General features: G+C 69.8%; 5 protein-coding genes and 8 pseudogenes. 7 read left to right on the top strand and 6 right to left on the bottom strand.

Translation table 11 applies throughout. The annotated features are described in order from the left end of the window. Window positions 1–22: 22 nt before the first annotated feature. Window positions 23–2,608 (bottom strand): Pls/PosA family non-ribosomal peptide synthetase, encoded by a 2,586-nt coding sequence (locus AB0N14_RS12935; protein WP_366025702.1) that lies wholly within the window; start codon window positions 2,606–2,608, stop codon window positions 23–25. A 452-nt stretch (window positions 2,609–3,060) separates the two neighbouring features. Between AB0N14_RS12935 and AB0N14_RS12930 the strand changes: the two are divergent. Next, window positions 3,061–3,350 (top strand): annotated as a pseudogene (locus tag AB0N14_RS12930) (LacI family DNA-binding transcriptional regulator); the annotation flags it as partial. A gap of 21 nt (window positions 3,351–3,371) precedes the next feature. Here the strand turns inward: AB0N14_RS12930 and AB0N14_RS12925 are convergent. The 5 genes and pseudogenes from AB0N14_RS12925 to AB0N14_RS12905 all read right to left on the bottom strand — a co-directional run. Beyond that, window positions 3,372–4,019 (bottom strand): annotated as a pseudogene (locus tag AB0N14_RS12925) (zinc-binding dehydrogenase); the annotation flags it as partial. Window positions 4,020–4,031: 12 nt separating this feature from the next. Next, window positions 4,032–4,562, bottom strand: a pseudogene (locus tag AB0N14_RS12920) (low temperature requirement protein A); the annotation flags it as partial. Between the two features lie 22 nt (window positions 4,563–4,584). Further along, window positions 4,585–4,929 (bottom strand): annotated as a pseudogene (locus AB0N14_RS12915) (SsgA family sporulation/cell division regulator); the annotation flags it as partial. 174 nt (window positions 4,930–5,103) lie between these two features. After that, window positions 5,104–6,345: an MFS transporter gene (locus tag AB0N14_RS12910; RefSeq protein ID WP_366025701.1), complete on the bottom strand. Its 1,242-nt coding sequence runs from the start codon at window positions 6,343–6,345 to the stop codon at window positions 5,104–5,106. Between the two features lie 196 nt (window positions 6,346–6,541). Continuing rightward, window positions 6,542–7,021, bottom strand: coding sequence for a carboxymuconolactone decarboxylase family protein (locus tag AB0N14_RS12905; RefSeq protein WP_366025700.1), 480 nt, complete (start codon window positions 7,019–7,021; stop codon window positions 6,542–6,544). Between the two features lie 123 nt (window positions 7,022–7,144). Between AB0N14_RS12905 and AB0N14_RS12900 the strand changes: the two genes are divergently transcribed. The 6 genes and pseudogenes from AB0N14_RS12900 to AB0N14_RS12875 all read left to right on the top strand — a co-directional run. Continuing rightward, a complete protein-coding gene (locus AB0N14_RS12900; protein WP_366025699.1) occupies window positions 7,145–8,134 on the top strand; it encodes a pirin family protein in 990 nt (329 codons plus the stop codon). 23 nt (window positions 8,135–8,157) lie between these two features. Continuing rightward, a complete protein-coding gene (locus AB0N14_RS12895; RefSeq protein WP_366025698.1) occupies window positions 8,158–8,496 on the top strand; it encodes a GNAT family N-acetyltransferase in 339 nt (112 codons plus the stop codon). 344 nt (window positions 8,497–8,840) lie between these two features. Beyond that, window positions 8,841–9,444: pseudogene (locus AB0N14_RS12890) on the top strand (thiamine pyrophosphate-dependent enzyme); the annotation flags it as partial. Further along, window positions 9,440–9,624 (top strand): annotated as a pseudogene (locus AB0N14_RS12885) (alpha/beta hydrolase fold domain-containing protein); the annotation flags it as partial. The pseudogenes AB0N14_RS12890 and AB0N14_RS12885, both read left to right, overlap by 5 nt. Window positions 9,625–9,644: 20 nt before the next feature. Then, a pseudogene (locus AB0N14_RS12880) lies at window positions 9,645–10,416 on the top strand (alpha/beta hydrolase); the annotation flags it as partial. Between the two features lie 91 nt (window positions 10,417–10,507). Next, window positions 10,508–10,642 (top strand): annotated as a pseudogene (locus AB0N14_RS12875) (sulfite oxidase-like oxidoreductase); the annotation flags it as partial. Window positions 10,643–10,938 lie beyond the last annotated feature (296 nt).

Raw genomic sequence — 10,938 nt, 5'->3', positions numbered from 1 at the left:
CGATCGGTCTTCCTGAAGTTCCTCAAATCGCCGTCGTGGCGGCGCCGTTCACCGAGGGCGTATCTGTCGCCGTCGTCGATCCGCTGCCGTCGCCCGGCGCATGGGACAACTCGACGGCGGGGTTTCCGCCCCACAGGGCGTTCGGGGGGACTTCCTCGCCCTTCATGAGGAAGGAGTCGGGAGCCAGGACGGCGCCGTCGCCCAACGTCACGCCGTAGTGCACATGGGCGCCGACCCCGAGGGTGCAGCCGACGCCGAGCGCGGAGTGGTCGGACTTGAACGTGCCGTCCTCCTGCGAATGACACTGGACCTTGGAGCCGGCATTGAGCGTGCAGTCGTCGCCGATGGCGGTGAGCGTCCGCTCTGTTGCATAAAGGCCGTCATCGAAGACCCTGCGGCCGATACGGACGCCCAGCAGCCGCCAGATCAGGTTCTTGAAGGGGGTTCCGTTGAAGACGTTGAGGTGTGCGGACGGCACCTTCCACACGCGCTCGTGATACCAGAATTCCGGGTCGTAGATGGAGCACAACCGGGGATTGAGCGGACGGAACAACGTGAAGCAGCGCTCCACCAGAACCCAATAGAGCGCGGTGAACGCGAGCGTGAGCGCCAGATAACCGGAGATCACCACATAACCCAGCACTCCGTACAGGTCGACGGAGGCGAGAGCGAACGCCGTGAGCACAAAGGTGTGCAGCCAGCGCAGGAACAGGAACAGCGCCATCGAGCGGAGGTTGTAGCGGTTCTTCGCGGCCAGCCGGTGGCGCAGTTCGTCGCCGGTTCTGAGATGGTCGAACCGGGTGTCGCGCTCCACCGTCCGCGGAATCTCGAAGCAGGGAGAGCCGAGCAGTCCGACGCCTTCGCGGACCTCCCCGTCGAGCGGGACCATGACTTTCGTGGCGAGCAGACAGTTGTCGCCCGTTCTCGCGCCCGCCGGATACACGATGTTGTTTCCGAGGAAGTTGTGCGCGCCGATCGACGCGCGGGACACTCGGAAGGACGTGCTGGAGAAGTCCGCGTTGAGGATGGAGAGCCCGTCGGCCACCATGGTGCCGCTGCCGACCGTCGCCATGTACGGAGTCTCGTGCTGCATCTCGGTGCCGAAGTTCGACCCGGTCTGCTCGACACGGGACAGGTCGTATCCGAGGCCGAGCAGGTAATGGACGATGTAGGAACTGTCCCCGAACAACCAGGCGAAGAACTTGATGTTAGTCATACCGGAGATCGCCCGGAACGCCGCGTAGTGGAAGCCGTAGAGCGGATACACCTTGTCGGGCTTGACGGCCAGGTGCAGCAGACGCGGCACGGAGAACAGGACGGCGAGGCCCACCACGACGAAACCGAAGAACAGCCCGAGTGACAGCAGCAGTGTGTCGACGGCGAACTCCGTCGTCAGGATGCCCACGTCGTCCGGGTTCAGCCGGTCATCGAGCACGGGGATCCAGGTGAAGAGCATGTACAGACCGCCGACCGCCAGCGGAATGTACAGCAGGAACAGTTGGAGCAGGCCGACCAGAGCGAACCAGGCCCGGCGCGGCGTGCCGCACCGGGTCGGCGCGACCCTCATGTAGTCGACGTCCGTGCGCTGGGCCGGTGACCCGTGATGGCGCTCGTCCGCCGGGACCGTCTGGCCGCGGTACAGGGCGGACGCGTGGCCGAGCTGGGCTCCGTCGCCCATCGACGTGTCGATGTCGAGCACGGTCTTCGAGCCGATGTACACGTCCCGGCCGAGGGTGATGCGGCCGGTCTGGATGCGCCCGGCGTGCGCGCGGTAGCAGAGGAGGAAGGCGTCCTTGCGGATCACGGATCCGGCGCCGATCGTGAGCAGGTCGGTGCAGACCGGCACGGACCGGGAGAGGATCGTTACGCCCTTGCCGATCCGTGCGCCGAGCGCCCGCAGGTACATGACGTACAGCGGATTCCCGACGAAGAGAATCATCGGATTGGCGTGGAGCAGCGCCTTGACGACCCAGAAGCGCACATAGGTCAGGCTCCAGACGGGGAACTCACGCGGTTTCCAGCGACCGATGAGAACCCATTTGGCGACGACCGGGAACGCGCACAGGGCCAGGAAACCGAGGCCGCCGAAGACGACCGAGCGGAGATAGACGTCGACAACGCCCGGACCGTCGGAGACCCAGTCGTAGCCCTTGGCCGCGACGAGTCCGGTGACGAAGGAGTAGCCCAGGAAGAACAGCAACTGGAGTGCGCCGCAGAGGACATAACGCGGCGTACTCCCCGGAGCCGGGGCCGGCATCCGTGCCGGTGGTGCCGTCGGCATGAGGGAGTCGGCGGTAGCCGGTACGGCGTCCGTGAGGGCCGCCGCCAGAGAGCGGACCGTCGGGTTCCGGTAGATGTCCTTCATCGAGACGGAAGGAAGGTCCGGGCGCTTCCTGACCCGTGCGCAGAATTGCGCCATCACCAATGAATTGGCACCGAGATCCTCGAAAAAATGACTGTCGGACGATACGCTTTCGGTGTCGACGACCTCGGCCAGAACTTCGGCGAATTTCCTCTCGGTGTCCCTCGCCGGGCCGGCGCCGCCGCGCCGGGCGATCACGGGTTCGTCCTGACCGAGGACGAGCGCCTCGGCAGACTTGTCTACCATTCAAGCTCCTTGAGGAAATCCGACAACCACCGGCCACGGGTGACCGGTCCGGTGTCTTCCGTGCTCGGCAGTTCCCGGACCGAGCAATCCGGAAGCCACGGTGTCGCGCACTCTTATCTGATCACGGCTCCACGCGCTTCAGTTTGTGTCGGACATACTCAAGTTGCCACTCGTATCCGATCGCGACGAAACGACAGTGGCGCTGAACAGGGCAGTGTTCCTTGCTCCGTACCCCGGTGGAGTGAGTGACAAGTCACCCAAATGGGTGTTCACCCTGGCGGGGCGTGGCAGGGGCACCGAGTGATCCGTCCGATCCGGCCGTGTGCAGGTGATTGCGCAATCATGACGGCGCCGTCATACGGTCGACCGAGTAGGTTCACGCCGCCGGAGAAATCGGAGGCACCATGACGCGAGGGGGAACACGGGGTGCGGGCCCCGCAGCGCCGCGCAGTGTGGACGTGGCGCGTCTCGCGGGCTGTCGCAGAAGACGGTGTCCCGGGTCTTCAACGGTGAGCGGTACGTTTCCGACGAGGTACGCCGGCGTGTGCTCGAGGCCGCGGAGGAGCTCGGCTACCGGATGAACAGGGCGGCCCGGGCGCCGACCTCCGGACGGACCCGCTCCATCGGCGTGGTCACGCTGGGCACGGCCGTGTAGGGTCCCGCCTCGCTGCTCATCGGCATCGAGCGCGCCGCCAGGGACGCCGGTTACGCCCTGCGCGTGGTGAACACCCTCGAAGGCGACACGGGAGGGAGGGGGCCGTGGGACGATCCGCCCGCGCCGGGCGAGCAGATCCACGGCGGTGTCCAGGTCGTTGGCCGCCGATGTGTCGAGGAACAGGTCCGCGCCCCCGGGACATGCCTGCCGCAGACGCGGGAGCACGTCGGTTTCTTGGTGGTCGACGACCTCCGCCGCGCCCAGCGAACGCACGCGCCCGGCGTCACGGGCGCTCGCGGTGGCGACGACGCGGGCGCCCGCCCGGGCGGCCATCAGCGTCAGGGCGCTGCCGACGTTCCCCCCTCCGCCCAGCACGACCACGGTCTCCCCGGCGCGCAGGCGCCCGTGGGTGAACAGCGCCAGGTGGGCGGTGGCCGCCGGATGCGCCACCGCGACGGCGGTGCCGGGATCCACTCCCGCGGGCAGGTGGTACAGCCGGTCCGCCGGCACCACGACCTGTTCGGCCGCGGCGCCGGAGCGTCCCGCGTGCCCCATGCTGTTGCACCACACCCGGTCGCCGACGGCGAACCCAAGGGCTCCCGGCGAGGTTTCGGCCACCGTACCCACCAGATCGCGGCCGACGACGAACGGCCAGGGGACCGGGGTCCGCCAGGCGCCGGAGCGGACGAACGTGTCGACCTGGTTGACGGCGGTCACCTCGACGTTCACCAGGACATCGGTCGGTCCGGGCCGGGGGAAGATCCCCACCGGGACGGTGACGGCCGCGCCTGCCGCCGAGGCGGAGACATCGGTGCGCCGCGTCACCAGCTGGGCGTCCGCCGCCAGCCCGGCTCCCGAGGCGGTCGCCGAGGCGAAGATCAGGTAGTGGCCGTACGCCCAGGTGAATCTCCTGCGGTGGTCCTGGTGCGTGGTGGCGAGCAGATAGTGCGCCGGGCGGGCGAAGTACAGCCACCACATGGCGAAGACCATGAGCAGACCGCCCGCCGCCAGGGCGTACAGCGCCCACGTGCTGTGCTGCCGGTCGAACGCGTCCCGTACCGCCGTGGTGGCGGCCGCGACGGACTCACCGAGCACGATGAGGGTGAACAGTTCATAGCGCTCGGCGATGTGATGCGGGTGCCAGGGCGTCATACCGGCGGACTGCGCCCTCACCGGGACCGAGACCTCCGCGGCGATCATCACGATGATGCCGGGCAGCCGCGCAGGCGCCGGAACGGACAGCAGCCCCACCCAGCCGACCTGGCAGGCCGTCACCCCGGTCGCGAACCGCAGAGCGGTCCGCCGCCGGCGCCGATAGAAAGGCCGTGACCGCCCGGATCCCGACCTCGAGGACCGCCGCCCCGGTCCGCGTCCTGAGCAGGATGCGGAGTGTGTCCGGGTGGCACCGGTGCGGCGAGGTCACCACCACCTCCCCGATCCCCGCGGACCGGCGAAGACCGTCCGGGAGGAGTGACCGGGCGAACACCCAGTCGACGGAGGGGGCGCCGGGGACGCCCAGCGACAGGCGCACGGCATACGGGTCGCTCATGTCGTAGCGGAGCTCGGCGGGGAGCGGTATCGGCGGTTCGTCGGCCACGGAGACGATGATCTCGGTCTTGTGGACGACCGACCTCTCGTCCGCGGTACCGGGGAGAGGGTGTCTCATGCCGCCCCCTGTCTGCGACTGTGCGTGCGGTTGCGTTCGTCAGCGCGGGTCTGACGGTGGATGGTGCCGTTCACCGTAGGGCAGGCCCGGGGAGCGTCTTGCCGAGGAGCGCACGGGGTGTGGTCCGAAGGAGAACCCCCGTGCGGCACTTCGGTTCGGGCCGTGCGGCGCCCGTCACTCGGCGTCGTGGTCGGGGGTCCGCCCGGTACGGCGGTGTTCGGTGGTCCAGTAGAGGAGTGCCAGGACCGGCAGGACCGCACCGAGGACGGTGACCGCGCCCCAGCCGCCGGCGCGGTAGGCGATCGAGCCGAGCTGGGAGCCGAGGGCGCCGCCGAGGAAGAAGGTGGCGATGAAGGCACTGTTCAGACGCGCCCGGGCGTCCGGGTCGAGCTGGTAGACCGTGTGCTGGCCGAGGATCAGGGTGGTCTGGACGGCCATGTCGAGGACGACGGCGGCGAGGGCGAGCAGCGCGACGCTGTGCCCGCCGAACCCGGCGAGCGCGAAGGCCAGCGCGGCGGCGGCGAACGCGGCGCCGCTCACGCGCCGGGTCAGCCCGTGGTCGGCCCAGTGCCCGGCCAGCGGGGCGATGGCCGCACCGGCGGCTCCGACGAGGGCGAAGATGCCGACGCCGACGGGGGAGTAGTGGAAGCGGGGGCCGGTGAGGACGTAGGAGACGGTGGTCCAGAAGGCGCTGAAGGCGCCGAACATCGCCGCCTGGTACAGGCCGCGGCGCAGCAGCGCGGGATGCCTGCGCACCAGTGTGGCGGTGGAGCGCAGCACGTGGTGGTACGGGACGCTCGTGGTGGGGGCGTGCTTGGGCAGTGCGACCCGCAGGGCCACGGCCAGGAGGGCCGTCAGGACGGCGGAGCCGAGGTAGACGACGCGCCAACCGGCGACGTCGGAGACCAGGCTGCTGAGGGTGCGGGAGAGCAGGACGCCGGTGAGCAGGCCGCTCATCACCCGGCCGACGATCCGGCCCCGGGCGTGGTCCGGGGCGAGGCTCGCGGCGAACGGGACCAGTATCTGGGCGACCACGGACGTGGCACCGCTGATCAGGGAGGCGGCCAGCAGCATCGGGAACCCGGTCGCGAGGCCGGCCGCCACCAGGGCGAGGGTGGTGACCGTCAGGAGGACGGTGATCAGGCCCCGCTTCTCCAGTCTGTCGCCGAGCGGCACCAGGAAGAGCATGCCGATCACATAGCCGACCTGGGTGACCGTGATCAGTGTGCCCGCGGTGGCCGTGCTGATGTGGAAGACGTCCCGCAGGGACGACAGCAGGGGCTGCGCGTAGTACAGGTTGGCGACCGTCATACCGGAGGCGACGGCCAGCAACGCGATCAGCCAGCCCGGCACACCGTGTGCCGGTGCGGCGCTGGTGACCTTGGACGGGGTCCGGGCACCGGAGGACTGGGACACGGGGACCTTCTTCGGGACGGGGAGCCGACGGGACCGGCTCGGAAGGACGCCTGGCGGTGATCGAGCAGCTTCCTCGGAGCTCTCACGGGGGCGTCAGCGCTCGGCCGCCTCGTTTGCTTCCCCATCCGTCGTGATGGTTTCGGATCGCGGTCATCTTGTCCTGAGATGGCCGCCCCATGAGGACCGCCGACCACCCCTACCGGTGCCGTACCGGATGCCCGCTCATGACCGAGACCCGGTTGAAGGCGTTGATGGTGACCGCCACCCAGATCACGGCGGAGATCTGGTCGTCGGTGAGGACCTCCCGGGCGGTGCCGTACGCGGTCTCCTGCGCGGTGGTGTCGGCGGGGTCCGTGGTCGCCTCGGCGAGCGCGAGCGCCGCGCGTTCGTCGGGCGTGAACAGTTCGGTGTCCCGCCAGGCCGCCAGCACGCCCAGGCGTTGTGGGGTCTCACCCGCGCGCAGGGCCGCGTTCGTGTGTACGTTGAGGCAGTACGCGCAGCCGTTGATCTGCGACACACGCAGATTGACCAGTTCCACGAGCGTCCGGTCGAGCCCCGCCTCGGCGGCGACCGCCCGCACGGCTTCGGAGGTCCGCACCAGCGCCTGGTAGGCGGCGGGGCTCTGCTTGTCGATGAAGATCCGCTGGATTGCGGACCCGGTCGTGTGGCTGCTCAACCTGGGACTCCTTCGGGGGCCGCTGAGGGCGCCCTCATCTGTTGGTGTGCGCGGTGCCGTCGCCCTATGATCGGGCGTGGTAGTTGAATATAGAACAAATTAGCGGGCTGGAGGCGGTCCACGGTGAGCAATGTCGAAACGAAACCGATGGAGCTGCGGTGCGGCGCATCGGTGGACGGCGAGCGTCCGGCCACGACGCCACGGGTCGACGTACTGACCCCGCGGGATGTGCCCCTGGGCGGCCCGCGGGCGATGACCGTGCGGCGCACCCTGCCGCAGCGCGCCCGGACCCTGATCGGGGCCTGGTGCTTCGCGGACCACTACGGGCCCGACGACGTCTCCGAGACGGGCGGCATGGACGTCGCCCCGCATCCCCACACCGGCCTGCAGACGGTGAGCTGGCTGTTCAGCGGAGAGATCGAGCACCGGGACAGCCTGGGCAGCCACGCGTTCGTACGGCCGGGCGAGCTGAACCTCATGACGGGCGGGTACGGCATCAGCCACTCGGAGGTCTCCACCCCTCGGACCACGGTCCTGCACGGCGTTCAGCTCTGGGTGGCGCTGCCGGACGAACACCGCGACACCGCACGGGACTTCCAGCACCACGTCCCGGAGCCCGTACGAATGGCCGGGGCCGAGATCAGGGTGTTCCTGGGCTCCCTCACCGGGGCCACCTCGCCGGTGCGGACCTTCAGCCCCCTGCTCGGCGCCGAGATCGTCCTCGAGCCCCACGCGACCGTCACGCTCGCCGTGGACCCCGGCTTCGAGCACGGCCTCCTCGTCGACCAGGGAGATGTCCGCCTCGCCGATGTCCTGCTGCACCGCGCGGAGTTGGGCTATGCCCACCCGGGCATCGACACGTTGACGCTGACGAACGAGTCGGACGACATCGCACGGACGGTGCTGCTCGGCGGAACTCCCTTCGAGGAGGAGATCGTCATGTGGTGGAATTTCATCGGGCGGAGCCACGAGGACATTGCGAACGCCCGGGAGGAATGGCAGAACTCCTCGGACCGCTTCGGCGTCGTGGAAGGATATGCGGGAAACCGCCTTCCCGCCCCCACGCTTCCGAACGCCGTCATCACGCCGCGCAGAAATCCGTCGCGCCACTGAACCCCACCCCTGAAAGGCACCCCATGAGCCAGTCCTCCGCCGCTCCCGTCGTCGAGCGGATAGACGCGAAGAACCGCTACGAGATCCTGGTCGACGGCACGCGCGCCGGGCTGATCGCCTACCGCGACCGCGGTGACCAGCGGATCTTCTACCACACCGAGGTCGACGACGCCTTCGCCGGTCAGGGCCTGGCCTCGCAGCTGGTCCAGCAGGCGCTCACCGACGTGCGCGCCTCGGGGAAGCGGATCGTGCCCGTCTGCCCCTATGTGGCCAAGTTCCTGAAGAAGCACGAGGAGTTCACCGACACCACCGACCCGGTGACGCCCGACGTCCTGCGCTGGCTGGACACGGAACTGGGCTGACGACCCGCGCACCCGGCCCGGCCGCCGCTCACGGCGGCCGGGTGTGCGAGCAGCGCACCGCCTCTGTCCCCACAGTGCACGATGGCAGCCCTTGGCTCGCCTTTCCGTTTGCACCGCGGTCAGTCTCACAGCAGTTGCATTTCCTCGCGTGGCGTTCCCTGTGAACTGCACGCGTTCGTGTGCCTGCGGGAATTGACCGGGCGAGAGCCGTAATGCGGTCAGCAACATCAGCGGTCCTCCGTTCTCCCGGTCGACGGCCCCCTTCACCCGACGGCAGACGAGGACCGGCACCGGTCCGTCACCGAAGGGTGCGCTGCCGGAACGGATCTCGTGCGCTGACGCAGCCCGAGCGGCTGGGGCGGCGCACCCAACTCGACTTCGCCGTCTGGGGAGACGTCCGCGAGACCCTGCGGTGCCTGATCCCGGCGGTGCGCGAGAAGCACTCGCGCCGGTTCCTCGACCGGATGCTGGAGCGGCACGCCCACGGGCTCGAAGGCGCCGTGAACGCCTACACCCGCAACGTCGACAGGCACACCCCGATCCACCCCGAGTACGCGGCCTCAGTGCTCGACGACGAGGCCGCCGACGACGCGGTGTTCACCGTGGACACCGGGATGTGCTGTGTGTGGGCCGCGCGTTACCTCACACCGAACGGCCGCCGCCGCATCCTCGGCTCCTTCGTGCACGGCTCGATGGCCAACGCGCTGCCCCAGGCCATCGGCGCGCAGTTCCTCGACCGCGGCCGGCAGGTCCTCCCTCTCCGGCGACGGCGGGTTCTCCATGCTCATGGGCGACTTCCTCACACTCGTCCAGTACGGGCTGCCGGTGAAGGTGGTCGTCTTCAACAACTCCTCCCTCGGCATGGTCGACCTGGAGATGATGGTCGACGGACTGCCCCCGCACGCCACGACCTACCCGCACACCGACTACGCGGCGATCGCCACTGCGGGACGAGTGCGAGGCGTACGCCAACAAGCTGCGCCAGGCCGGGGTTCCGGTCACCGCCGTGCGTTCCAGGGGATCATCCACGACTTCGTGATGCTCAACGCGCTGCGCGGGACCCACGCGGCCGAGGCCGCGATCACCCTGGCGGCGCGCACCCTGCACGCGGCCCTGCACACCGCCTGACGTCGGGGAGACACGCAGACATGACCACTTCCACGCCCACGGTCGTCCTCGTCCACGGCGCGTTCGCCGACGCGGCCAGCTGGTCCGGGGTCATCGAGGAACTGCAGAAGAGCGGCATTCCCGTGGTGGCGCCGCCGAACCCGCTGCGGGGCCTCGCGGCCGACGCCGCCTACGTCGCCTCCGTGGCCTCCCAGATCGACGGTCCCGTCGTGCTGGTCGGCCACTCCTACGGCGGTGCGCTCATCACCGTGGCCGGTACCACCGAGAACGTCGTCGGGCTGGTCCACGTGGCGGCGTACGTGCTCGAGGAGGGCGAGAGCCTCGGCGAGCTGCAGGGCCGCTTCCCCCTCTCACCGCTGGTGAGCAGCCTGAAGGAGTGGACGTACCCTGGCCGCGTCGTCCGCATGGCGGGCATCGGCTGCACCGGCACGGCCGGCATCGGCTGTACCGGCTTGCGTCCCGGGCGGCGAGGACGCGGTCGAGGTCACCATCGCCGAGACGGCCTTCCCGTCGGTCTTCGCCGCCGACGTGCCGGCGGAGGTCACGAAGGTCCTCGCCGCGGCGCAGCGTCCGCTGGCCGCCTCGGCCTTCGAGGAGACGGCCTCCGCCGCCGCGTGGAAGACCAAGCCGTCCTGGGCGCTGGTGGCCGGCGCGGACCAGGCGATCAACCCGGAGGTGGAGCGCTTCGGCGCGAAGAGGGCCGGCGCGACCGTCGTCGAACTGGAGGGGGCGTCGCACGCGGTGGCCGTCTCGCGGCCCAGGGAGGTCGCCGACCTGATCCGGGACGCTGTCGCCGCTCGGCGAGCTGACCGCCGGCACGGACGGCCGCGCGGACGCACTCCCCGCAAGCTTCCAGGGGCGCGGACGGCGCCTCGCGGTCCGGCTGCCGCCCGGTCAGTACCCGACCGAGTCCTTCCCCGTGCTGTCGGCGGGCCCCACACCGAGGGTCCCCACCGAGACGTGGTCCTTCACCGTGACCACGGAACTCGGCGCCACACACAGCTGGACCTGGGACGAGATGCCCACCGCGCGGCACGCTCGCGCGGCCCCCTGCACCTGCCGTACTCGGTGCGCACCCCGGAGGACGTCTGGTACCGCGACCACCTGGCCGACGCCGACCCGCTCCTCGACGTCCGCATCGTGTACACACGGCAGACCCCGCCCGGCAGCGTGCGCCCGCCCGGCCGCATCACGCGGGCCGACCTGGACGAGGCGACGGCCAGACTGAAGCCGGCCGGTCCCGTGTACGTCTGCGGGTCCACCGACTTCGTGGAGGCTGTCGACGACCTGCTGATCGACAGGGGGCGGGACCCC

The sequence above is a fragment of the Streptomyces sp. NPDC051104 genome (assembly GCF_040682835.1).
GTDB lineage: Bacteria > Actinomycetota > Actinomycetes > Streptomycetales > Streptomycetaceae > Streptomyces > Streptomyces cynarae.
This window is presented reverse-complemented; position numbering and strand designations above follow the sequence as displayed.

Bases quoted from the DNA above. Each gene is read 5' to 3' on its own strand.
- AB0N14_RS12935 (WP_366025702.1), bottom strand. From the start codon at position 2,608: ATGGTAGACAAGTCTGCCGAGGCGCTCGTCCTCGGTCAGGACGAACCC.
- AB0N14_RS12895 (WP_366025698.1), top strand. From the start codon at position 8,158: ATGAGCCAGTCCTCCGCCGCTCCCGTCGTCGAGCGGATAGACGCGAAG.